We start from the raw sequence: 26335 nt of genomic DNA on the forward strand, positions 1-26335 counted from the left end.
ATTAACATAGCATTATCCAACCAGTTGTCGGTATTGAACCGGTGACTGGTTGTTTAGTTTTGTTTGGATTCGGGTTATTGTTATAATAATTAATCTAGTCTTTGACAGTTTGTTCTACGATGGCCGTCGTAGTACTTTTCAAAATGTCTAAGTAGAATGTTTCAGACTTAACACAGAATGAACGATTCGATTGGGGCATTATCAGCGGACGTACCTTTACGGAACATGCTCATGGTAATGCCTTTTGCTTCTACAGCTTGTTGATATTGATAAAATGTATACACCGCGCCCTCACCTAGTTTTTGGTTTATTTTACCCATATAAACATATTCATCATAAGCCTCTCTGTGTTCTTTTCCTTCATCCATCTAAAGCATGCTTTTTATTTCTCGGCTGTTTTTCCAAGCTATAATAGAGAAACCATGTCTTGGTCATAAATCAATATAAGTAACAGCAAATACTTATTTGTATACAACAAAAAGATCGAGCGCAACGCACTCGACCTCTATGAAAAACATATAAATTTTTAATTTGGGTTTTTTCTTACACCAACCATACAGAAACACTGATGTATCAGGGTTTATCGGACTTTTATCCAATACTACCTTCCATCTCGAACTTGATAAGACGGTTCATTTCTACTGCGTATTCCATTGGTAATTCTTTCGTAAATGGTTCGATAAAGCCCATTACGATCATTTCTGTTGCTTCTTCTTCAGAAATACCACGAGACATTAAGTAGAATAGTTGCTCTTCTGACACTTTTGAAACTTTCGCTTCATGTTCTAAAGAAACATTATCATTTAAGATTTCGTTGTATGGAATCGTATCCGAAGTAGATTGATTATCCATGATTAACGTGTCACATTCAATGTTAGCACGTGCACCACTTGCTTTAGGACCGAAACGAACTTGACCCATATATGTTACTTTACCACCTTGTTTGGCAATCGATTTAGAAACGATTGTAGAAGATGTATTCGGTGCCATATGAATCATTTTTGCCCCAGCATGTTGGTGTTGTCCTTTACCAGCTAATGCAATTGATAATGTCATACCACGAGCGCCTTCACCTTTTAGGATACAAGCTGGGTATTTCATCGTTAATTTTGAACCAATATTACCGTCAATCCATTCCATCGTACCGTTTTCTTCAACAACTGTACGTTTAGTTACTAAGTTGTAAACATTATTTGCCCAGTTTTGAATCGTTGTATAACGGCAGTAAGCATTTTTTTCGACGATAATCTCTACAACTGCAGAGTGTAAAGAGTTTGTAGTATAAACTGGAGCAGTACATCCTTCAACATAATGCACGTGTGCGCCTTCATCAACGATAATTAACGTACGCTCAAATTGCCCCATGTTTTCAGAGTTAATACGGAAGTATGCTTGTAAAGGCGTTTCCACTTTTACACCTGGTGGCACGTAGATAAATGAACCACCTGACCAAACTGCTGAATTTAATGCAGCAAATTTGTTATCAGTGTATGGGATTACTTTGCCCCAATATTTTTTGAAAATCTCTTCGTTTTCACGTAAAGCTGAATCAGTATCTTTAAACACAATACCAAGGTCTTCAAGATCTTGTTTCATGTTGTGGTATACTACCTCAGATTCGTACTGAGCTGATACACCAGCAAGATATTTTTGCTCTGCTTCAGGAATACCTAATTTATCAAACGTTGCTTTAATTTCTTCAGGTACTTCATCCCAAGATTTTTGCGTAGCTTCAGATGGTTTTACGTAGTACGTAATCTCATCGAAATCTAAATCGCCAAGGTCGCCACCCCATTGTGGCATCGGTTTTGTATAGAAAGTTTCAAGCGCTTTTAAGCGGTATTCAAGCATCCACTCTGGCTCTTGCTTCATATTTGAAATTTCACGGACGATTTCTTCAGTCAAACCACGTTTTGAACGGAAAATTGATACGTCCTTGTCATGGAATCCGTATTTGTAATCGCCAATATCCGGCATTTTTTTAGCCATTATTTCTCCTCCGTTCACGAATTATTATTCTTTTACGCCTTTTTCCATTGCTTTCCAAGCCAATGTCGCACATTTTATGCGTGCAGGGAATTGTGAAACACCTTGCAGTGCTTCGACATCCTCTAGGTCGTATTTATCGCTATATTCTTCACCCATCATCATTTTTGAGAAAATATCAGCAAGTTCTAATGCTTCTGCTACTTTTTTCCCTTTAATGATTTGAGTCATCATCGATGCAGAAGACATCGAAATTGAACAGCCTTCACCGTCAAATTTCGCATCTTCTACAACACCATCATTCACTTTAAGTGTTAAGTGAATACGGTCACCACAAGTCGGATTGTTCATATCAATTGTGACAGCATCTGTTTCTAAAGATCCTTTGTTACGAGGATTTTTATAATGATCCATGATTACTGAACGGTATAGTTGATCTAAATTATTAAAAGACATCGCCAAAATACTCCTTCGCTGAACGCAACCCAGCAACTAAGCGGTCAATATCTTCCTCCGTATTGTACAGATAAAAGCTTGCACGCGCTGTCGCTACTTGTTGGAGACATTTCATTAGTGGCTGCGCACAATGATGTCCGGCACGAACAGCGATGCCATTCATGTCAAGAACAGTTGCAACATCATGCGGATGTACATCATCTAAGTTAAATGTAACAAGTCCACAACGCTTCATAGGATCGCGTGGGCCAAAAATTTTAAGTCCGTCAATTGTTTCAAGCTGATCCATCGCATAGCCTACAAGCGCATGTTCATGCTTTGCGATATTGTCTAACCCTACTTCAGTTAAGAAATCGATAGCAGCTCCTAAACCAATTGCTCCTGCAATAATAGGTGTACCACCTTCAAATTTCCACGGCAATTCTTTCCACGTTGAATCATGTAATCCAACAAAGTCGATCATTTCGCCACCAAATTCAATTGGCTCCATCTTTTCAAGGTGCTCTTTTTTACCATATAGTACACCTATTCCAGTCGGTCCGCACATTTTATGTCCTGAAAATCCTAAGAAATCGACATCTAGGTCTTGCACATCCATTTTCATATGAGGTGCTGCTTGTGCACCATCCGCTACCATAACTGCACCATTGGCATGTGCAATTTTAGCAATTTCTTTAATCGGATTAATCGTACCGAGAACATTTGATGCCATGGATACAGACACGATTTTTGTTTTCGGCGTAATTGTTGCTCGAACCTTTTCAAGGTCAAGCGTTCCATCTGCCTCAAGGTCAATGTACTTTAATGTTGCATTTTTTTCTTTTGCAAGCTGTTGCCAAGGTATAATATTAGAATGGTGTTCCATATGTGTGATGACAATTTCATCACCTTGCCCAACATTTGCACGACCATAACTAGAAGCTACTGTATTTAACGCAGTTGTTGTACCGCGAGTGAAAATAATTTCTTCTGTCGTTTTCGCATTAATGAAATTGCGAACCTTTTCACGAGCACCCTCGTATTTGTCAGTCGCACGATTCCCCAATGTATGCACACCTCGGTGAACATTTGAGTTATCAAATTCATAGTAATGCTTAATTGCTTCAATTACTTGAATAGGCTTTTGAGATGTTGCTGCACTATCAAGATAAACAAGCGGGTGACCATTTACTTGTTGATTTAATATTGGGAAATAGCTTTTAATGTCTTTATTGATCATTAGCGAACTTTCCTTTCAATAACCTCCGTCAGTTGCTTTTGAACGCCCTCAATTGGTAATTGCGTAACAACTGGCGCAAGGAATCCATGGATAACAAGGCGCTCTGCTTCTGCTTTCGAGATACCACGACTCATTAAGTAATAAAGTTGTAGTGGATCTACTCGTCCTACAGATGCTGCGTGTCCTGCTGTTACATCATCTTCGTCAATTAAAAGAATTGGGTTCGCATCGCCACGTGCTTTTTCAGAAAGCATTAGCACACGTGATTCTTGCTGTGCATCCGCTTTTGTAGCACCGTGTTCAATGTAACCAATCCCATTAAAGATTGATTGTGCTGCATCTTTCATCACACCGTGTTTCAAGATGTGACCATTTGAGTTTTTACCCCAGTGACGAACTTCTGTAGTAAAGTTTAGCTTTTGCTCTCCGCGACCAACTACAACTGTTTTTGTATCTGCATGAGAACCATCACCGATAAGGTGTGTAATGTTTTCAGAGATTGTATCTGAATCATTCATTAAACCTAGTGCCCAGTCTACTTTTGCATCACGCGCTAAGCGAGCACGACGATTTACATAAGTAGTATAACCTTTAGCCAGTACATCAACCGCACCGTAAATTACTTGCGCGTTATCTTGTACAATGACTTCAGAAATAATATTTGCCTGACCTTTCGCTTCTTCAACTGTAGAAATATATGTTTCTACGTATGTGACAGCTGCATTGGCTTCAGCAACAACTAATACGTGGTTATATAGAGAAGCTTCGGCATTATCATTTAAAAATACTACTTGTAACGGTTGCTCAATAACGACATTTTTCGGTACGTAAACAAATACGCCACCATTTACAAGTGCTGCATGAAGTGCAGTTAATTTATGTTCATCGACTTTTACTGCTTCAGTCATGAAATACTTTTGTACAAGCTCACCATGTTCACGTACAGCTGTTAACATATCTGTAAAAATAACGCCTTTGTCAGCAAGCTCCTGTGACGTTTTAATAAACGCTGGTGTGTTGTTACGTTGAATATATAAGTTTTCTTGAGACTCAAGATTAATTAACCCTCTTGCCTCTTCTGGTAATTCATCTAATGAAGTTAATTCTTCACTGACAACTGTGTGAGTTGGGAAATTCATAAAATCCCATTTTGTAATATTTGTTCTATCTGGTTTTGGCATATCTAAACCAGCTGCTTTGTCTAGTGCTGCCGTACGAAGCTCTGCAAACCAAGTTGGCTCACCATTCGCTTCTGAGAACGAGCGCACGTCCTGTACTGTTACAGGCAAGTTAAGTTCCACTGTCATGCTAGTTCGTCCTCCTTCTTATGCTTCTTGTTCTTCTGTTTCTTCTTCGATTCCTAGTTCTTTTTTAATCCAATCGTAACCTTCTGCTTCTAAACGTTGTGCTAATTCTTCGCCGCCTGATTTTACAACACGACCTTGCATCATTACGTGTACGTGATCTGGTGTGATGTAGTTTAGTAGACGTTGATAGTGCGTAATCATTAAGCATCCGAAGCCTTCGCCACGCATTGCATTGATACCTTTTGACACAACTTTAAGTGCATCAATATCAAGACCAGAGTCAATTTCATCTAAAATAGCAAAAGTTGGCTTAATCATCATTAATTGAAGAATCTCGTTACGTTTTTTCTCACCGCCAGAGAAACCTTCATTTAAATAACGTTGCGCCATGTCTTCATGCATTTCAAGGAATTCCATATTTTTATCTAATTCACGAATAAATTTCATTAGTGAAATTTCGTCGCCTTCTTCACGACGTGCATTAATAGCTGAACGTAAGAAATCAGCGTTCGTCACACCAGCGATTTCTGATGGGTATTGCATTGCAAGGAATAAACCTGCTTGTGCACGCTCATCAACTTCCATTTCAAGTACGTTTTCACCATCAAGTTCAACTGTACCAGAAGTAACTTCGTATTTAGGGTGTCCCATAATTGCAGAAGCTAGTGTTGATTTACCAGTTCCGTTTGGTCCCATAATTGCATGGATTTCATTTGTATTAATTGTAAGGTTTACGCCTTTTAAAATCTCTTTCCCGTCGATTTCAACGTGAAGATCTTTAATTACTAAAGTTGACATGAAAATACCTCCATAATGTGTTCTATGAATGGGCAACCATTCCTTAATTATTATCATTCTAATCTTAACTGAAAATCGTTCTCTATGCAAACCATTTTGACCACTTTCACTTTTCAATGATGAAATCGTGAAATATAAAGACTTTGTAAGCATTTTCAGATTATTGGAAATCGAAACTGACAATGAGAATCAACAAAGTTTATTTTCAATGAAATATCTCTAATTGAGAATAGATTTCATCTAGCTACATAGTGGAAACCTCGCATAGAGCGTTAATTGTAACGGTTTTGTGACAAATACGCACAAACAACCCTATCTATACTATATCCTATTTCATTCGAATGGAATCACTTCAAGAAATAAAATTATAGAGTACTAGCATAATAAACACATCAAGCAGATTTACACTTTTTTACTGTATGATGAAAATTTAATTTGCTTTCAGCAGAAGTCTCCATAAAACTTTGTATGTAAATATAAAAAACAAGAATAAACCTGTTCGTAACTTTTAGCTAGGTTCAATGAATGGAAAACCTAGTGATTCCTTCCTTTGCAATTATTTTAACAATGTAAAGAGCATACGAGTTGTAGCAAAGGACATGGCTATAGTAGGAACAACTTAGAAATGAAGATGCAACAAAGCGTGGCATATAACGGGGTGCATTCTTAGTGCATGCGCATAGCCGTTGTAACGGACATTAGCAACATAGCAAAAAAGCGTTAGATTGCTAGCAGGTCAATCTAACGCTTTTGTCTTAAGCTCTCTTCTTTACTATTTTTTAAAAATATAATTCAGCTTATTTTATAAGCCCATAAATAGCCCTTTGATTCAAGAAGGAATGAATCAGGCTCATTAGGCATTTGCACCACAACGGCATTATTTGTTTTTAACTCATAGCCATCATTGATACGTTCAATTTGAATTGGCACTTCTAATTCATTAAATAGCTGGCGCAAGCGATAAATCGTATTATAAAGGTTCGCTAGTGCCTTTCGCTCATCAAGATTTGGCCAAATATCATCTAAAATACGATATTTAGAAACGACTACTCCTTCATTCAACAGCAAATAGTAAAACAGTTCTTCTGTTACCTTTGTGCGCCATTTAATCGCTTGACCGTTCATACGAGTTCCTGCTTCACCTCGAAGGCGAACTTCAAGCTTGGCAATATTGTGTTGTTTCTGACGACCATAATATTTTGCAAGTCGTTCATCTAATTGCAGTACCGTATTCGGTGTCATCGGTTTTAAGACATAATCAAGCGCCTGTACGCGGAAAGCATCTACTGCATACTTCGTATAAGCTGTCGAAAAAATGATTGGTACATCAATTCCTTCCTCTACTAGCTTTAACGCAAGCTCTAAGCCATTTATTTTAGGCATTTCGATATCCAACAGAATCGCATCTGCCTGAATTGTTGAAAGCTCTTTAGCTGCTTCTATGGGCGAAGTATAAGATGCAATAACCTTAAAAAGACCACTCTTCTCCAGTAAACGCTTATGCAAGTTTAGAATAGGTTCTTCATCTTCTACCATAATAATTTTCCACATTGGCATGCTCCTTTAAAGGTTGTTTTAAAATCATTGTAGTTCCTTCATCCAATTTAGATTGAATCATGAGCGAAGCTTTTGGTAACTCTTTAACACGACGTAATACGTTCGTAAAACCAATTCCATTAGAACTGATATTTTTCCCCATTGTTAAAGCGGCTACTTGTTCTGCCGTCATCCCAACGCCATCGTCGATAATTTGAACTACAAGGAAATTTTCTTCTTTTTCTATTTTCACAATTACACAGCCATTTCCTTCTTTTTCAAAAATTCCATGACGAATCGCATTTTCGACAAGAGGCTGTATAAGCAGGCTAGGCACCTCAACTTTTGCTGTATCAATTGATTCATCAATTTCAATTACAACGCTTAATCTACTACCAAAACGAGCTTGTTCAACTTCAACATAAGCCTGAATGATTTCCAGTTCTTTTTCAAGCGTTGCTCGATGTCCTTCTTTTCCAGAATCAAAAATATATCGTAAATACGTAGACAACATGGTTAATAAATGGCCTGCACGTTCTCCATCTGTATAACAGAAGGAAATAATACTACTAAGTGCATTATATAAAAAGTGTGGCTTAATCTGCGCTTGTAAAAAGTTCATTTCATGCTCAATAGCATTCGTCATCGCTTCTTTCGTTAAAGAAATAGCAGAGAGTCGTGCCAATAATGATTCCTTGGATGCAGGCTTTCGAATGTAATCGTTAGCGCCTGATTCAAGTACAAGTGAAATATTCGTAGGATATTCATTAGCTACTAGCATGATAATCGGTAAATCAATATAGCTATATTGAGTTCTTATTTGTTTGGTTAACACTAAGCCATCCATCACCGGCATCACTTCGTCGATTAATAAATAATCCGGTTTTTTATGCTGAATAGTGTAAAGCGCTTCTTCAGCACTATGCGCTAAAGATATTGCGTAATGATTCTGAAGCAAACTTCGCAATACTTCTGCATGTATAACATCATCCTCCACAATCAATAAATTTGGTAAATTATCATTTAGTGTTGGAAGGGGTAACGGCAGAACATAATCGGTTTTATTGTGTTGTTTTTTCTCATATCCCCCAAAAGGCAATGTGATTAAAAACCTTATGCCATTATGTAAAATATCTACCGAATAGCTGCCACCCATTTGTTCAATTATTGCTTTTCCGATTGATTGGCCCGTTTCGTCTGCAGCGATTTGCTTGATAACGTCAGGTCCAGTTCCTTCAACGACTATTCTTACATCTGAATCAAGATGCATAATTGTTAGAACGACTTCTCCATTGACCGCGTGAGCAATGGCTGTTTCCACCACACGATAAACTATTTGACTAATTCTTTGCTCATCTGCTTGTATTAGCAATTGACTATCTGCATGCGTATAAAATCGGATATTTGCTTTTTCCATCGTACGTTCATGCATTTTAACGACATGCTGAAAAATCATTTGCACATTTACCGGATGAACTTCAATGTGAAAATCTTGGAAACGAATTCTTGTAAAATCCTTTAAGTCATTTACTAAATAAAGTAAACGTTCAAGTTGTTGCTCAAGTAATTGATGCTCTATTAAAGTTCGATGTGCTGATAATGATTTTGTGACGTTCAGTGCATGATAAAGAGGTTGTTCGAGTTCTTTTGTTGTAACTTCTAAAAAAGAATCTTTACCTATTGTAGCCTTTTCCAATCTTTCGCTAAAAACTTCCGCTTCCGTCGTTCGATTAATAAGACGCATTGCGAGAAAGACGTTCATACCTAGAATAAAAAATAGTAATCCACCGCGATTAAGAACATTTTTGCCAGAGAAAAAAAGCTGATCGACTGTGCCACTTATCGAAAAAATAAGTAGTGAAAACATCGAGGCACTTAAAATCATTAGTTCATTTCTAGGTATTTTCGTACTTTTAGTGATAAGTAAGTGGACCAATCTCCCAATTATTATTAAAGCCAAAACATTTATGTATCCAAAGAAGAAATATTGTAAAAATGATAATGACCTTGCAGGAAAGAGTAGCGTTCCTACTCCGTATAAGATTAGCGGCATCGCCAACGTAATAGCTGTTCGACGCTTCACTAGCGTTTCAACAGTATAGACAAAGAAAAAGAATAACGTAACGGCATTGATATACGTAATAAAATCTTGTAATCGAAAGTACCATTCGAAGGAGATGGCAGGGTACTCCCGAATAAGCGTCCGTTCACCCCTTGTAGATACTAATAATGCCAATGTGAAAAAGTACAGAGCACTGTAGAAAAAAGCTCGATCTTTCGTCCTTAATAAGTACAAGCTAAAATGAAAAATCGAAAAAATAAATAAGATAATGATTGTCGTTTTCTCTAAATTAACATCCTTTACAACATCGTGAGCAATCGTTTCTGCATCACCAAGATCAATTGGAAAAATGACGCCATGCCGTGCATTATAGAAATCTGCTACTTGCAATGTAATGGTCAGTGATTTTGTTTTAGGCTTAAAATAGATTTCATACACTGGATTACTCGGTACTGCCCCTTCCTTTTGCGTTCCAAGCGTTCCGTAAGAAGCAAACTCTTCTCCGTTGATAAAGAGGCGATGTGCAGACCAAATATTTCTTACACGGATGCCTAGTTTATCGAAATGGGCAGGCAATGTAACTTGAAGCTGATAAGTACCATATTGGACGTTTTCTTTCCAAGACCCCGGCACAATTTCCACCTTTGCATTTTGCAGAATATCGGTTGGCTTTACATATTCATTTCCAACAAACTTCCATTCACCTGACAATGCAACTACTTTTTCATTTTTAGAAATACCCGTTAGATCTAATATGCCATCTTTTGCTTGCAGATCTGTATTGCTCGTATCTTGATCGTTAAATGTTAAACCGGCTAACATTGTAATGGCCAGTAGAATTAGTATCCAGCTAATCCCTTTCTTTATCATAAATTTCCACCTCATATACATCTTACAAGACCCAACTCTCAAATTACTAACAGAATAAGTGTAATTTCCCTTTTTTAATATAATCATTAAAAGATTGTGTTAAATCTTTCAATTTCAATTGTCTTTTCTGTAATTTATCATATTTTTATTTCGCACTACGCTATTTTTTCAGACTATTTATATACTAAATATTATATAATTAAAGTATAATCAATCGGATTTTTCGATTAATAGAGGTGAATATCCAGTGGAGTTACGTCAATTACGTTATTTTGTGGAGGTTGCAGAACGGGAACATATTTCAGAAGCTGCTGAACATCTTCATGTTGCTCAGTCAGCAATAAGTCGTCAAATTGCTAATTTAGAGGACGAATTAGGCACACCACTTTTTGAACGCGTCGGTCGAAATGTAAAATTAACACCGATCGGAAAAACTTTTCTCGAACATACGATTACTGCTTTAAAAGCCATAGACTTTGCAGCGAAGCAGGTAGAGGAATATTTAGACCCTGCAAAAGGTACTATTAAGATAGGCTTTCCTACAAGCCTAGCAAGCTATGTGCTACCGACTGTTATTTCAGCCTTTAAGCGCGAATACCCAGATTTGCAATTCCAATTGCGTCAGGGCTCCTATCGATTTTTAATTGATGCTGTTAAAAACCGTGAGTTAAATTTAGCATTTTTAGGACCGCTTCCCCCAAAGGACGAGGCAATCCAATCAACTATACTATTTACAGAAAACATTGCAGCCTTATTGCCAGCAAACCATCCATTAGCTAAACGAGAAAGCATTCAACTGGCAGACTTACGTAATGACCTTTTCGTTCTATTTCCAGACGGCTATATATTGCATAAAGTTGCAATGGACGCTTGTCGTGCTGCTGGCTTTTTACCGAATGTAATCTCGGAAGGTGAAGACTTAGATGCCTTAAAAGGTCTAGTTGCAGCTGGAATTGGCGTTAGCTTACTTCCTGAAAGCTCCCTATATGATTCAGCTGCCCGCTTCACGATTAAGGTACCCATTGAATCACCTACAATACCAAGAACTGTTGGCATTATTTCACCGATAAATCGTGAAATCGCTCCATCTGAAAAAATATTTTTAGAGTTCGTAACTAATTTCTATTCTCGACTTTCACAGTTTCAATGACCTAAACAATTGAGATGCGTCCGACGACGGTGCGACAACAACATTCACAGTAAAAAAAGTGGCTGAGACAAAAGAGAAAAAGTGTTAGATTGACTGCCATCAATCTAACACTTTTTTGCTTTGCCGTTGTTGTCCGCTACGACGGTGCTTTCCGCGGGCACACCGTAAGCCGCAACCCTCGCTACGCGCGGTCTGTTGCGTCTAACATTATGTGCTGTTCCCGCAGGAGTCACCGCCTTCGCTACCAACAACTAGTGAACACTTCTAATTTTTTTATTGCAAAAGCAAGAATAGCTAAGGTCTCCATACAGCAAAAAATTATGAACATCTTTCGTCTGTTTCTTAATTTTTTTAGTTATGTCCCATCCACTTTTTCTGTTTATCCAATGCTTCAAGTGTATGCGTTAATCGTCCTTAAATACTTTTTGTAAAATATAATAAGATTGTTTTAAGCGTTCATTGTACTTCGGTTGTTGCCAAGTATCCCAACTATATGAATCCAATGCTGGCAATACATTATTCGTAGACTTCGGTAAAGATTGGACTACTTTTCCTTCTTCATCGACAAATACTACACCAACAAAAATATTATCCACTTTAACTGACGCTGTTTCACCATTTGCATATAAATCTCCCATAAACTCTCGCTGACTTGGATCTTTGGATTGTAGCAGAAGCCAAGGTATTCGTAGCTCAATCACATTATCATCTGTCCATGTGTAGTCAACGAGTGAATTATAGTTAGACGCTTCAGGATTTGCATTTCCTTGTAGCAATTTACCTGTTTCATAAAAGCTAAAGTCTGTCGTCTTTTTTTGTTCTGGTAAGTACAGTTGTTTATTTAAAACATAATAAATCGGCGCAAACCTGCCACTATTTTTAACCGCTGCTTTCATGCGTGGAGGAATCATGCTTAATCGATGTCCATAGAAATAATCATAGAAATCGTAGTATTCATCAATGACAACTCGCGAATCGCTATTTTTATTTAACTCAACAATAAAGTCAACACCATTTGAAAATGTTATATTTTTAATAGTTGTTGCAGATGTATTGCGTTGCTCTGGTACTACGTCTAGTAAAATACGTGGTGATGCTGTTTTTATCTCATCACTCTTCAACTTCATATACACATACTTTTCATCGTAATCCACAGCAAAATCAGTCGAGCTAGAAGGCGAAGTTTTATATAATTGTGTACCTTCTTCCCAATCATTTAGCTTTCCATCCACTTTTACTTTATTTCGATCAAAGCTCATTAGACCGAATTGCTGTTCATTGGTTTGAGCATTGGACCAAAACGGTCGACGATTCGGGTCGTCGTAATCCATTGTATTCCACGTCCGTTTAAACCACTCATCCTGCCATGTAAATACAAGCCCACCAAGCAAGCCTTCATGCATGATATCTTCATACAAATGCTGCAATGTTTCACCTTGTTTCTTTTCAGACATGTGCCCCTGATTCCAACCGTAGACATTTTCATGTGTCATTCCACGCGATGCTGGAATGCCGAATTCCGCGATAAGTACAGGCATTGTATGCGCCTTATGCAATTCATTTAAATAGCCTGCATAACTATTTTTTTGACCACGGAAATCTACATAATTTAAATAATCTTTATCGAAATTAAAGAAATCTGGGTAATAAGGATAGACATGATATGAAGCAAATTGTCCTGGTGTTTGCATTTCCCCTTTTGTAAAGATGACATTCGGGTTAACGCCTACTAAATCTTCATCTTCTGATGGTTCGGATGGATGCTCTAGTAAATCTGTTGTTACCCAGTTGGTAAAACTCATCGGTCGCATCCAATTGTATTTTTCTTTCTCATAAACTGTAATCATGTCCATCTGCTCAGCAAGCCAATGCTCAAAAGGTGTCGCATTTTTCGTTTCGAAATATGTTCCATTATATTGCCCTAAATTAGCATGCTTTTCATTTGTTCCGACGACCATATGAGGATACCACTCAATCCCAAGCACCCAACCAATTACATATTTTGAAACATCTACATCGTATAAGCCGGATGCATGTCCCGTTACAGGCTTCACATAAATATTACCGTGAATAACATCAACCATGCGCTTCATTTCATGTTGAAAATCCTTTAACGTAGTTGCATCATAAGCATCAAGTGATTGTGATAAGCCTTCTTCATTAATCCAAACACCATGTAAAACGTATAGTGGCTTATTAGGATTTTCTTCGTTGTACTTTGCCAGCGCTCGATAGAAGCCTGGCGGGTGTAATGTATATACCCGTATCGTATTCGCATTCATAGCTGCAATTTGATTAAACCAACGATAATACTCTTCTTCAGTGATTGCTGCTTCCCCAGGAAATGCACCTGGTTTCCCCATACCAATATTGACACCTTTGAATGTTATCGGCTCCCATTTTCCATCTTGTAACACTTCAAACGTTTCACCTTGAACACGTGCATTATAGTTTAATTTGTTTGCATGATTTGTTTCTTGCACTTCTTTTTTCTCAAATGTCTCAAATACTTTGTGCATAACTGGTATGTAAATAGACCAATAAAAAGAGCTGTCAGCAAACTTCTCAGCATATTTATAAAGAGTAGGTAAACCTTTGACTTTAGATAGCGTAGGTAAACGCCCCATATCATTGAAGTCTCCTGCAAAATAATAGCTCGTTGTATAACGTTTATCCTGCGAGACAATCGCTGCAAATTGTTGTGGAATATGATTGTCATCTAATAACTTTGACCCTTCTTTCGTTAAATCCCACTTATAGTTGGCTAATGCATCTTCAGCATATTTCGGCGTAATAATATCAAACCAATACTCATATTTTGCACTGCTAGAGGTATTAAAAAATTGCTTACCCGCTTCCGTAAATTGAAGCTCAATCCCTGCCGTTTTAATATGTTTGTCCAACTCTAATACTACGAGCTTTTCTGTAATTTCATTAAATACGATAAATCCTCCGCCTTTATAGGACCAATCGTCTCCGTATTCATCTACGATCCATTGTGGTATTTCTAAATTTTTATGATAATCGAGCTCATCGAAATAACGCCCAATCCATCCTGACCATGAAATTCCCAAATAATCTTGAAGCTCTTTTCGAACAGCTTCTGTTGTTGGCGAAGCAAATGTATTGTACTCGGCTATTAACATACTTTTTTTATTACTAGCTAGTCGAGATACAATGGACTGCCATTCTTCCATCTCTAAACCACCGACAATTTTTTCTGAGCGCTGTCCTAGCCTTTTTTCTTGTCCTAAATCATCTTTATACACACCATACGTATCTGCTAAATAAATCACATCATAGTTACTGTAGTCTGTTGGGAATTTTTTTTCCGTTACACTTTTTAATTTGTCATCTGGTTGCGTACCGAAATAACTGTCCACTAAATCATAAGGCTGATTGTCCATCGTATACTTGTAATGATTTAAAAACCAATTCACGCCGAGATGTTCGCGATATGTTTCATTTGGAACTGTTTTATCTAAAATAGCTACGTTAAGCGGGGTATTATCATCCAAGTACCAAATAATAATCGGAGTAATAATGAGCATTAATGTAATGATAATTCCTATATATATTCGCTTCATACACTTTTCTCCTTTTCAGCAATCCCGACACGCTTCATATTTCCCCATTCACTCTTTCTACGTACAAATCGAATTAATCCTTCACAACGCCATAGTAGTGTAAGTGGGCGATACCAAAAAATTTCAGTAAACGCTAAAGTAATCATACGTAACAAGTCTCTCTTTCTTGGATACGTATTCATGCTCCAAGCCTCAAATAATACGGAAGCAACGGAAAAAATAACACCATAAATAACAAAAAGCAATAATAACAAAATCGCCATTTCATAATAAATTTGCCCTAAGAAAAACGCGATAATAATATAGATATAGCCACCTAGTTCTACAACAGGTCCTAAACATTCCACAAGCCAAAAATACGGAAACGACACCATACCAATCAAACCGTATCGTGGATTTAACGTCATTTTCTTATGTTTCCAAAGACTTTCAAACATTCCTTGGTGCCAACGTCTTCGCTGATTTCGCAAAACACTTAATGTATGCGGCGCTTCTGTCCAACAGACAGGGTCTGGCACAAATTCAATTCGTTTATTTTCTTTTTTCTCTTTAATAAGTCGATGAATATTGACAACGAGCTCCATGTCTTCACCAATAATATTGGTCGAATAGCCGCCTGCTTCAACAGCCCATTTTTTTGAAAAGACACTAAATGCACCTGAAATAATCAACACAAGATTAAATTTACTTAATGCAATTCGCCCCATTAAAAAGGCTCGCAAATATTCAATTATTTGCATGATAACTAAATAATTACTAGGTAATCGCATATCATAAATCGAGCCAAGTTGCATTTTCGCTCCGTTGGCGATACGTATATTGCCCCCAGCTGCAATCACTTCTCCATCAGATAAAACAATCGGCTTCATTACACGAAGCAATGCTTTTTCATCTAAAATGGAATCCCCATCAATGGAACAAAAATACGGATATTGTGATACGTTGATACCAACATTCAATGCATCAGCCTTGCCGCCATTCACTTTATCTACCAATATACAATTCATATAAATTTCTGATTCATAAATTTGGATAACTTGCTTCGTATGAATATTTGTTTTTATAATTTTATTTACAGGTTTCATCTGAAAGTGCTTAATGACCGTTTGTAGAGTATTGTCAGTGGAACCATCATTAATAATAATAATTTCTGTTTGCGGATAACGTAAATTAAGCAATGAATAGACGGTATCTACTACCCCTACTTCTTCATTATAGGCAGGAACTAGTAAGGACACAGGCTTGGAATAAAAGGCATCTATATGCGCATCATCATACTCCGAAGGGTCTAAACGATATCGCTTACGCAAATCAAGCATTGCGATAATTAACATGGTGCAATATGAAACAATAACAAACAGCATATAAAATACAATTACGCCGCCAAAAAACAACATGGAGTAATGTAAAATTTTCATCTCGTTCCCTGCTTTCTCATTATTGTTTCTTGTGCCATCTCCACTGCATAATGATCAGTAGAATATGAAATAAACTCTTTTAATTTCTCTAATCCGTCACGATCTTCAGCAATCGTCTTCGCAGCTTGAGACCGAACCCACCAATTTTCATCTTGAAGAAGCTGTTCTAAATAGGGATAAGAATAGGACAAGGGGACATATTTAAATATCTTCCCAACCATTAAGCGTACTTCCCATAAATGTGACGTTACGAAAGGAATATACGGATTGATATTTTCAATTACACCAATTTCAAACAGTACTTTAGCGCGCGTATTTTAATTTCATCATTTTCATTCGTTAATAATTGCTCTAATTTCTCAATATATTGCATATTTTTTTTACCGCAGCCGTATCGATTACAGCAAATTGAATGCTCATTGACCAGCTCGTAAACTCATCAAAAAATCGCATAAATATATCTTCCTCTAATAAAACGAATAATCTTCTATATTCACTTTCAGAGTAATTTGCATTATTTATTTTTCGAATAAATAATTCTGGCTGAAATAAAGAATATATTTTAAGCAATTGAAAAAACTCTTCCTTAGAGTATTTCGTTGTCTCTAATTTTTTACAAGCATCGAGCAATTCATCGAGCTGCAAATCGGCGATACGATATAATGCGTTCATGCGAATGCTCCAACGTTTATTCATTAAATCATTTTCATAAAATGTCTTTAAATACTGATTGGAAAAATTCTTCATTTTCCATCTCATATCATCATTCATAATGTTCTTTAAATAGGATGAAAAAATCATTTCGATTGCCTGAACTTGCGGCTTGCCACGTGGTATAAGCACCACTGAAAAAATTTCATTATTAAAAAGATATTCATACCAAAGCTGTGAGTAGTCTTTTAAATAGATATCTCTCGATTTTTTAAAACGCACTTCACTTTGACGTTGATAAAATATATACATCATGAAGCCGCACAGAACGATGAACAGTATAGCTATTACGGATAAAAGAAAATCAAGCGATAAGTCTATCATTGCCAATACCTCGCAAAAGTTCGTTTAATTTTTGCTTCTAATAAACGTAAGTTAAACGGTTTAACTATAAATTCATCTACGCCACCTTCATATGCATTGAGTGCGGCGATCTCTGAGTTACGTTCAGACATCATGTAAATGAGGAATCGCTTTTCGTTCGGCATTGTTCGTAAGCTGTGTAAAATTTCTAAGCCATTATTGCGCGGTAAAATATCATTCATAATAATTAAATGCAAATGCCCGGATTGATAAGTATTAGATTGTAAAAAACTATAACCATCTTCATATGCAGTGACATCAAAAGTAAAATTAGCGATATCCATGGAATTTAAAGTCGTTTCTAACACTTTTCTAAAAATAGCATTTTGTTCAATAATACTCACTTTTACAAGTTCAATGGATTGTAAACGATAATCCTCTATCTGTTCAATCCACCATTGCTGTTGATTGCTATCAGCCAGTAATGCTTTATTTTTTTCTACTAGTATTTCAAAGTTAATCTGATTATTACGTATTTCTGTTATAGAAGCTTTTAAGGCAACGCGACTTTCTAGCGTTGTATCTTTCTTTAGTAAATAAAAGATTCTTTTTAAAAATGCATTCGCTTCAACATCGCTACTTTGTAAAAAAATAATGCCCCAATGCTCTCCATCTGCCAATTGGAAGAGTAAATCCGTCTTCCGAATATTTTCCGTTAAAAAATCAGTAATTTGAGCATTTACATTGCTTTGATTTACTTCTGAAGAGCTACTGTGTACACACTTTAAAAAAATTGTGGTAATCGTCATATGTGAACGAATAGCACTTTCAAGCATAATTTCAAAATATTTTTTAACATCTTGTTCTAGCATTATATCTTTTGCGAAAATTACTTCATTCATTATTCCTACCTCCTTGTAGCTCTCCTCGAAATAATTCAAAGCCTTACTTGTTTAGTGCCCGATAGGAACAAAAATAAACCTTGTACTAACCGTACATAATTATTGATAAACAAGGTAAACCCCACCAAATAAACTTTTATAGGAAAGCGAGTCAGACAAGCCCCCTCCATATGGCACATGCCATATGGAAGATGCTCGATGCTCGCCCACAAAAAGTTAAATGGTGGGGCTTGTCATATTTAATCATTATATAGCTTTTCGCTATTTCAAACTACAGTAAAAAATACGTTTAATTGACTTATCTATCCTTCCTTCATTTGATAGATTGCTTGTCAATCCACTTTAATGTATCTGAACTTAAACCGCCAGCGCGCCATAATACTACCTCATGGTAGCTTTTTTGTTGGACATAGCTAATCCATTTTTCAAGTGTCTCTTGATCCGCATACCATACCTCATGACGTACATTATTGTCATCAGAATAAGTGAAGTAGGCAGCTCCGCTTGCTTGATCTCGTTGTTTCTTTACTTTCGTTTTGGCGAGAAGTTGCTCTGCCTCAATTTCTGTTAAAGCAACTGCTTTCCCTTGTGCAGCCCATTTAAATCCACCCGTTGCAAAAGCAATGGCTAAGTTTTGATTCGACTTTTGTATTTTTTTTAGTAAGTCATCTAAAAATGAGAATGTTGCTTTTGCTCCAGGTCCACTATGATAACCATGGACATTGTACGCCATAACAGTATACTTTGGGCCATCGGGCAATTTCATATCGAATGGAAAACGCGGTTCTAATACAACATTTAGTGTGATATTTTTTTTGGATAACTGTTGATAAAGCTCTTCTAAAAAAAGTATATATTTCGGAAGATCCTCTTTCGCTACCTTTTCATAATCAATTTCTATTCCCTTGACCTGATATTGCTCAATAATTTGCAATATATTATCGATATGCTTTTGCCTCGTTGAAGTATCTTGGAGCAGGCGATGTAATAACTTACTATCCTTCTGAACTGATGGGGCGTTATCTGTAACATAGTCATTGATTAACGTAAGCATCACAAAATGTGTGGCATGAAATTGTTGCTGTGTTTGTTGCAACATCTCTACCGCATTATCTGTTAATAATAATTGATCTTTACTATTGAAATAAGCGCCAAATACACGGATATCCTGTAAACCCTGCTGTGAATTTTTCACGTCTTCTATTGCTGATTTTTTTTGCCATTCGGGCAACCAAATAGATAATTGCAACTTATTTTTATTTTTTAGCTCTTCCTTTGCTTCAACCGGAACTTCTTTGCTATTACTACATGCTGTGATAATTAGTAGTGCCATACAGATAAACCAAATAAATTTTCTCACGTGAATCTAACTTCCCCTCGGTTTAGAAGGTTTCAATAAAGAAGTCTACAACGTTATTAAACAATGTCGTTGTTTTATACTTTACTTTATCAAAATTCGTATATTGATTTGAAAAGAGTGTCGTCTTGTTTCCATCTGTTATTAATAGATCATCGATCAATGTATCGTAAATATCATCTGCATACTGTTCGTGTGTCGTATCTTTTTTACTATACATTGCTCCGATTCCTAATTGAGTCCCATTAATAACTGGATTTACCTTTATTGTCTTCGATAATACATCGTCGACATTTATCTCTATTTTATCTTTATTCACAGCGATATTAAATACTCTTTTTTGTGTTAAATTTCGTGGATATTCATCTTCATCAATTCTCGAACCTTTTTGTGTATCTTGATAGTTATAGACAGTTGCTTTATTAAATGCGTATTGTTCTTCATCCCACTTAATATCATTTAACTGCAAGCGTTCCTTTTCAACAACACTTGCTCCAGGCAATTTTTCTGACACAACGATCTCATTGTCTATTAATGCAATGCGAATATAGCTATTGCTTTTTTCATCATAGTTCAAATATAGAGATTGCTGCCCTACTACATTTCCTTTAAAAGCAAAATTGACATTATATTGATTAGGCAAGGCATCCTTTAAAATAATACGCCCTTCACTGGATGGTGCAGACGTTATAATGATTTCATTATTTTTAAATTCTGCGGCTCCATTAATAATGGACCATTTTTTTGCTTGTTGCGCATCCCCTACTTCAAATGCTACATTTTGTTTACTCGCTTGGCGGATTTTCATCATCACATGGTTTGTTGACCAATATGGCGATACTTGTAATCGACTTAAGTTATAGAGATCTGCATCTTTGTTATTATAGGCACCTAGCTCTAAATTGAAATGCATACGAAATGTATTTTTAATTTCGGTATCGTTAATACTCTCTACTAAAGGGTCCATATTATTGTAAAGTGCATTGGCATGCATAATGGCATACGCCTTTGGCACTTCACCTAACTTTTCTTCATAAATATCGTGCATTAATTTATAATCCTTTTTAATTCGCGTCTCCATTTCTTTCCGCGTTTCACTCGGAATCATAAACTGATTGCGAATAAAGTCCATTAAATAGTGATTATAATATTCGATTGTCGTTTTATTTGGCACATCATTCTCGTCAATCATGCCTAATGACTGTCCTTGATCATTATAAATATTAATATACGTCAGACGGTATCCATTGGAACCTAATTCCCAAAACCCACTTTTTTGCATCAGTAATAAATCTTTAGGTTTTAAAAATTTATTGTCTCTCGTATCCATCTTATTGGCATACGTAAACATGGTTGCTTTATAATTCAACTCTTCCATAATGTTTTGAGCGAAAATACTTGAGTCTGTGCGTCCATCTTCAAATGATAAAAACAACGCTTTCTCTGGTAGAGGTTTTTTCTTTTCATAAAAATCTAATATATCTTGCTGGGTAATCGTTTTGTAACCTTGCCCTTCAAGTAACTCCAACTGTTTTTCCAAGTTCTTTCTGGACACGTATTTTGGAGAATCATTTCTACTTACGCCAAAGTAGGATAATGCAATAAAACCATCTTTATTAATTAGAGGAACAGTTTCCTCTTCTTTTTTTTCTGTTAAGAACACGACACGTATTAATATCACCGCTAAAAATACAACGATAACGAATTGAGCAATAGAACGAAGTAATTTTCTGCGATTTTTTTTAGCTGGATTTAATACAACATTTTTTTCACTCATTCCTTCTCACCCATTTTTCTTATTTTCAGCATTGAAAATCGGGATTTCCGAATCTTTTGTTTTTCCAATTTCTTTTCCCTTGCCAATACATCTTGAGGTGTTTCTCTTGTACCCCAAGTTGATTTCCAAAATGTCACCCACGCCACAGGCATTTGCCAAAGTAAAATAAATTCGTAGAAAAGGACAAATATAAAGCCAAACATCCACAACTTACTTCGTCTAAAGAATAGGTGAGCCAAGCTCATCAGCATTGCCATTAACAATAGACCCATTAAAAATGTTGTTGGAAATATCCCATGCATAATAGGCACATAGATTAAATTATAAACTACGACAATTGGTGCTGCGATTGGTACAATTAAACCAATGATAAAGAACAAAAACATAAAAGGTTCTTTTTTCCACATAAATAAAAAGGCTCTTAACGACTCTCGTAACCATGATCGTTTCCAGCGCATTTGTTGCGACAAAAAGACTTTTGTATCTGAAGGTACAATCGTAGAACATACTGCATTGTCCTGATAGCCTGTGCGATGCGTCTTTAAAATATAGTTTGTCATACTACGATCATCACCAAATGTTGCCGGTTGCCCTAAAAACTTTTGATTTAACCATGCTGTTTCATTTTTTAATATAAGCTCTTTACGATAGCATGCAAGTGGCCCCGATAAGCATGTTACGGTGTCAAACCAAGACTCTGCCGCTTTCATTATACGAAAGGCTATATAATATCGAACCGTTTGTAGTTTTGTTAGAGCATTCGTAAACTTGTTTTCTACTTCTGTTCTCCCTGCTACACCGCCCATTTTAGGATCTTGGAAAGGTTGTACTAAATTTCGAATGGCGTGAGGCTCTAAGAAGCTATCTGAATCGACGAAAACGACTAAATCATGTTTGGCCAAATGCACTCCCGCTATTAACGCTTCACGCTTCCCCCCATTTTGAGGTAGCTTATGAAATTTCAAACGTCCCTCTGTTCTAAAACGCCCACCTTCCCTATGAATCAGCTCAATCATGTTATTGGCGGCTTCCTCTGTTCTATCTGTAGAGTAATCATCTACGACAATAACTTCTAATTTATCCACAGGGTAATATTGATTTATACAGCTTAAAATGGTTCTATGAATCCATTGTTCTTCATTAAATACTGGAATAATAATAGAAACACCGGGTTCATATTGAGGATTGATTGGCACATTCTTATAGAAAATACCAAACAAATATCTACTTAGAAGAAATGTTGCTGCGATTATACTATATAAATATAAGAACTTATTAAACTTAAAATAGATGACACTTTCAGCACGCATTAATACAACGATAAGTGAAACAATAAATAAAAATAAACTCGCTACAAAAATTGAAAGTCCCCAACGTTTTTTCGTTAAATACTCATTTAAAGGATTTAAAAATTCAAACGCATAGTAGTATCTCGTTTTTCCATCTATCTCTTTTGTAAATTGACGGACTACTTTAGCTTTTAACTTTACTTTTGATTCATAACCCTCAGGCATCGCTCCATCAGGTATTGTGAACTGCATCGTAACAATTTCATCAGCTAATAATCTATTTGCACTATCCGTATAAACAAGGATACCTGTCACCGAAATATCTTCAGCATAATATTGATAAGGATTTTTTTGTCTAGCTCTTTTAATGTTCACTTCAAATGCAGTTTCATAACGCAAACTTAATAACTGTAAACGATAAATTTCATTTACATTTGTAGGGTCAATATCCCCTTCTGTTTGGTACGAAGCCCCTCGACGATTAATGAGGCTCCGTACATTTTCAGGGTCAGGAATATTGGATAAGATACGTCGATCAGAGCGCGGCATTGTTAAAATCTCTTTTTTCGTTTTCATGATTATCAATTCACTTTCTTATTTGAATCTTCTTCAATCCAAGTCGACATTTTTGCAAAACTATAGCCTTGCTTTTGAAGTTGTTCAATAATTAATGGCAGTGCTTCGACTGTTTTTGTACCGTCTAAAATATGCATCACCACTACCTTTCCTGGAGCTGCCCTAGTCATAACCCGATCATAAATATCTTGTGCCGTATAATCTAAGTTCCAATCAAATGATGCAATATCGTACATGGCAATTGTTTGAACGCCAGTAGCGGCAATAATTTTAGCAGACTCCTCATTAATAACACCTTGATTTGGTCTAAAATACAATAACGGTGATTCTTGTAAGGCATACGTGAGTGCTTGGTGTGCCTTCAATACATCTTCTTGTAACTCCTCTGGTGTCATCGTTGTTACATCGACATGATTATAAGAATGACTCGCTACTTCGTGTCCTCGATCTACAATTAATCGTGCTAATTGAGGGTTTTTTTCAACACCCTTCCCGATTAAGAAAAATGTACATTGAATATTGTACTTATCCAAAACATCTAAAATTTCCTTCGTTCGTTCCTCACTTGCCCAGTCATCAAAGGATAAAGCAATTTCTTTTTTTGTTGTATTTTTCCGATAATAGACATGCGGTTGGACATTTTCGTATGCTGGATTTATTTTTATCGCATCGTAGCCTTTAATTTCCTCTAATGATTTAACCAAATATTCGTTTTCAAATACGTCCGTTAACGTAGAAAATGTAAAGCCTTTTTCTTTGCCAAACTGTGCAAGTAACGGGACAACATCAATGACTACGGATTAATATACGTATTTAAATGGATGACTGAACCACTATCTACATACTTTCGAATATACGTCATCATTTCCTCTGCACTTTGCATATTACGATCTTTCGGATTAACAGATGCCTCTACAACAGCTTTCATATTAAGAGCATTTGTAGCATAACGCATATTGTCTGTTGCGTCCCCTGAACGACTTCTCACATACTTCGGTGTATAACCTAATTGCTCTTCAAAAATTTGATTTGTTAAATATATTTCTTTATAAGTCTCTTCATAATCTATATCTGCCATATCAGGGAACGTTAATGTACCGTTTTCTACTTCATGGCCTTTGCTCAATATGTTCTTAACCAATTCAGGTTCTTGTGCTAGACGCATACCTTCAATAAAAAACGTTGCCTTGATGTTCGTTTGATCTAATACCTTTAAAAGCTTTTGCATTGTCTCATTATCTGCAAGTCCATTAAAAGTCAAAGCCACTTTTGGGGTAAGAATATTGGCATGATGTAAAATATCGCTCATCGTTCCATCATGTTCTTTTATTTCAATCGACGAATCTACTGGTGCAACTTGACTTTGTGTTTCGGATTGACATCCTGCTATGAACAAAGCGACTAGTAAACTACATAATTTTAGTCTTTTCATTTCCACACAGTTCTCCTTACAATTTATGATAATTTTTATTGGCAAATAAAAAATGGGTATTCCGTGTATCAAAAATTAGTGCAGCATATTGATCGATCAATCCATAATCAATTTCTGCATGATTCGTTAAAATTAATACAGCTTCTGCTTCTTCGATTAATTGTTTTGATAATGCAACAGTATTAAGTGTGTATTGGTTGACTGAAAAAGTTTCGATAAATGGGTCCACAACCATAACATCATATTGCTTCTCCAATAATTCTTGGATGACGTGAAGTGCAGGAGATTCACGGAAATCATTAATATTTGGCTTATACGTGACACCAATAACAACAATCTTTCTAGCTCGTAGCTCTTTCTTCTGGTCAATAAGATAATTTTCCAGTCTTTCAACCACAAAACTCGGCATGGAATCATTAATTTTATCTGCCGCCTCAATTAATGAAGCCGTAATACCATGTTGCTGTCCTGCCCATAATAAATATTTAGGGTCAACAGGGATACAATGCCCCCCTACCCCTGGACCAGGTGTAAACGGCATAAATCCATATGGTTTTGTCGAAGCAGCTTCGATTACTTCCCAAATATCTACATTCATTTTGTAGCATATTTTGCTCAGCTCATTAACAAGTGCGATATTGATTTGGCGAAAGGTATTTTCCAGTAACTTCTCCATCTCTGCAACCCTTGGGTTAGAAACAGGAAAAACATTTGTATTGATGATCGTTTCATAAAATAGTTTTGCTATTTCTAAACATGCTTCTGTCACACCACCGACTACTTTCGGTGTATTTGAAACGGTAAAATTAATATTTCCAGGATCAACACGTTCAGGGGAATAAGTTAAAAAGATATCCTGCCCAATCACATAATTACTTTTTTCTAAAATTGGTTGAACGATTTCTTCAGTCGTTCCAGGGTACGTCGTACTTTCAAGAATCACTAGTGTATTGGCAGAAATATATTGTGCGATTGATTTGGACGCATCTTCAATGTAAGAAATATTCGGTGTACCATCTGCTGATGTTGGAGTTGGTACACAAATAATCATGACATCTACACTTGCAAGCTTTGAAAAATCCGCAGTCGTTTCCAACTTCTCTTCTTTTAAGACCTCTTGGATAACAGCATCCGATAAATCAGCAATATAACTTTCTCCATTCGTTAGCTTAGCTATTTTTTCGTTATTTTTATCAATACCAATTACTTGAAACCCTTTTTTGACCATTTCTATAGCGAGTGGTAATCCTACATAGCCAAGTCCGATTACACCAATTTTTGCCTGTTTCGTTTTGATTTTTTTCGATAAAGCTAACTTTGGTGAGTCAATTTTAATCCCCATAAACAAATTACCCCTTTACCTAATTTTAAACATTAAATACAAATAAATCCTTTTTTGTGCAAAAGGAATTTATTCTCTTGTCACCACAAAATAAGTACACATTTCCAACATACCTATAGTACTAATTTCAACTAAACAAATTCTAAACAATTTTTAATTGAATGTATATATAACTATTTTAAATAAGTTGATTTCACCAAAAACCTTCATATAATCCTTTAGTATTATATCATTTTTGGTAAATTAATACATGCACT

19 protein-coding genes and 1 pseudogene are annotated in these 26335 nt (G+C 36.2%); 1 reads left to right on the top strand and 19 read right to left on the bottom strand.

Annotated elements, in window-relative coordinates; translation table 11 throughout:
- Window positions 1-12: 12 nt before the first annotated feature.
- The 8 genes and pseudogenes from LO754_RS18620 to LO754_RS18655 all read right to left on the bottom strand — a co-directional run.
- Window positions 13-293 (bottom strand): annotated as a pseudogene (locus tag LO754_RS18620) (IS3 family transposase); the annotation flags it as partial.
- A gap of 298 nt (window positions 294-591) precedes the next feature.
- Window positions 592-1989 carry a Fe-S cluster assembly protein SufB gene (gene sufB / locus LO754_RS18625; protein ID WP_024362718.1) on the bottom strand — a complete coding sequence of 466 codons (1398 nt, stop codon included), beginning with the start codon at window positions 1987-1989 and terminating at the stop codon, window positions 592-594.
- A gap of 24 nt (window positions 1990-2013) precedes the next feature.
- Window positions 2014-2442, bottom strand: coding sequence for a Fe-S cluster assembly sulfur transfer protein SufU (gene sufU / locus LO754_RS18630; RefSeq protein ID WP_024362717.1), 429 nt, complete (start codon window positions 2440-2442; stop codon window positions 2014-2016).
- Complete coding sequence (locus LO754_RS18635) at window positions 2432-3661, bottom strand: cysteine desulfurase (protein ID WP_229387509.1); 1230 nt, start codon at window positions 3659-3661, stop codon at window positions 2432-2434. Before LO754_RS18635 ends, sufU begins: the two co-directional genes overlap by 11 nt.
- Entirely contained in the window at window positions 3661-4968 is a 1308-nt protein-coding gene (sufD, locus tag LO754_RS18640; protein ID WP_024362715.1) for a Fe-S cluster assembly protein SufD, read from the bottom strand. The genes LO754_RS18635 and sufD overlap by 1 nt, the downstream gene beginning before the upstream one ends.
- Window positions 4969-4986: 18 nt before the next feature.
- Window positions 4987-5766 (bottom strand): Fe-S cluster assembly ATPase SufC, encoded by a 780-nt coding sequence (gene sufC / locus LO754_RS18645; protein WP_024362714.1) that lies wholly within the window; start codon window positions 5764-5766, stop codon window positions 4987-4989.
- Window positions 5767-6558: 792 nt separating this feature from the next.
- Window positions 6559-7317, bottom strand: coding sequence for a response regulator (locus LO754_RS18650; protein WP_024362713.1), 759 nt, complete (start codon window positions 7315-7317; stop codon window positions 6559-6561).
- Complete coding sequence (locus LO754_RS18655; RefSeq protein WP_231784990.1) at window positions 7289-10234, bottom strand: histidine kinase; 2946 nt, start codon at window positions 10232-10234, stop codon at window positions 7289-7291. Before LO754_RS18655 ends, LO754_RS18650 begins: the two co-directional genes overlap by 29 nt.
- Window positions 10235-10481: 247 nt before the next feature.
- On the opposite strand from LO754_RS18655, the gene gltC reads away from it, so the two are divergent.
- Window positions 10482-11384 carry a glutamate biosynthesis transcriptional regulator GltC gene (gene gltC / locus LO754_RS18660; RefSeq protein ID WP_025220406.1) on the top strand — a complete coding sequence of 301 codons (903 nt, stop codon included), beginning with the start codon at window positions 10482-10484 and terminating at the stop codon, window positions 11382-11384.
- Between the two features lie 404 nt (window positions 11385-11788).
- Here the strand turns inward: gltC and LO754_RS18665 are convergent, their stop codons facing one another.
- The 11 genes from LO754_RS18665 to LO754_RS18715 all read right to left on the bottom strand — a co-directional run bounded on the left by LO754_RS18665 (window position 11789) and on the right by LO754_RS18715 (window position 26078).
- On the bottom strand, window positions 11789-14971 hold the full coding sequence (locus LO754_RS18665) for a hypothetical protein (protein ID WP_231784991.1): 3183 nt from the start codon (window positions 14969-14971) through the stop codon (window positions 11789-11791).
- Window positions 14968-16389 (bottom strand): glycosyltransferase family 2 protein, encoded by a 1422-nt coding sequence (locus tag LO754_RS18670; RefSeq protein WP_024362709.1) that lies wholly within the window; start codon window positions 16387-16389, stop codon window positions 14968-14970. Before LO754_RS18670 ends, LO754_RS18665 begins: the two co-directional genes overlap by 4 nt.
- Complete coding sequence (locus LO754_RS18675; protein WP_231784992.1) at window positions 16386-16610, bottom strand: HEAT repeat domain-containing protein; 225 nt, start codon at window positions 16608-16610, stop codon at window positions 16386-16388. Before LO754_RS18675 ends, LO754_RS18670 begins: the two co-directional genes overlap by 4 nt.
- Window positions 16611-16740: 130 nt before the next feature.
- Complete coding sequence (locus tag LO754_RS18680; protein ID WP_231784993.1) at window positions 16741-17424, bottom strand: hypothetical protein; 684 nt, start codon at window positions 17422-17424, stop codon at window positions 16741-16743.
- On the bottom strand, window positions 17421-18305 hold the full coding sequence (locus LO754_RS18685) for a response regulator (protein WP_025220410.1): 885 nt from the start codon (window positions 18303-18305) through the stop codon (window positions 17421-17423). The genes LO754_RS18680 and LO754_RS18685 overlap by 4 nt, the downstream gene beginning before the upstream one ends.
- Window positions 18306-18618: 313 nt before the next feature.
- Complete coding sequence (locus LO754_RS18690) at window positions 18619-19665, bottom strand: glycosyl hydrolase family 18 protein (RefSeq protein WP_229387517.1); 1047 nt, start codon at window positions 19663-19665, stop codon at window positions 18619-18621.
- A 22-nt stretch (window positions 19666-19687) separates the two neighbouring features.
- Window positions 19688-21439 (bottom strand): polysaccharide deacetylase family protein, encoded by a 1752-nt coding sequence (locus LO754_RS18695; RefSeq protein ID WP_231784994.1) that lies wholly within the window; start codon window positions 21437-21439, stop codon window positions 19688-19690.
- Window positions 21436-23304: a glycosyltransferase family 2 protein gene (locus LO754_RS18700; protein WP_231784995.1), complete on the bottom strand. Its 1869-nt coding sequence runs from the start codon at window positions 23302-23304 to the stop codon at window positions 21436-21438. The genes LO754_RS18695 and LO754_RS18700 overlap by 4 nt, the downstream gene beginning before the upstream one ends.
- Before the next feature lie 5 nt (window positions 23305-23309).
- A complete protein-coding gene (locus tag LO754_RS18705; RefSeq protein ID WP_231784996.1) occupies window positions 23310-24008 on the bottom strand; it encodes a polysaccharide deacetylase family protein in 699 nt (232 codons plus the stop codon).
- Window positions 24009-24097: 89 nt separating this feature from the next.
- Entirely contained in the window at window positions 24098-24736 is a 639-nt protein-coding gene (locus tag LO754_RS18710; RefSeq protein WP_231784997.1) for a polysaccharide deacetylase family protein, read from the bottom strand.
- A gap of 16 nt (window positions 24737-24752) precedes the next feature.
- Window positions 24753-26078, bottom strand: a complete 1326-nt coding sequence (locus tag LO754_RS18715) for a nucleotide sugar dehydrogenase (protein WP_231784998.1) — start codon at window positions 26076-26078, stop codon at window positions 24753-24755.
- Window positions 26079-26335 lie beyond the last annotated feature (257 nt).

The sequence above is a fragment of the Lysinibacillus sp. GJ-1 genome (assembly GCF_021166035.1).
Classification (GTDB): Bacteria; Bacillota; Bacilli; order Bacillales_A; family Planococcaceae; genus Lysinibacillus; species Lysinibacillus sphaericus.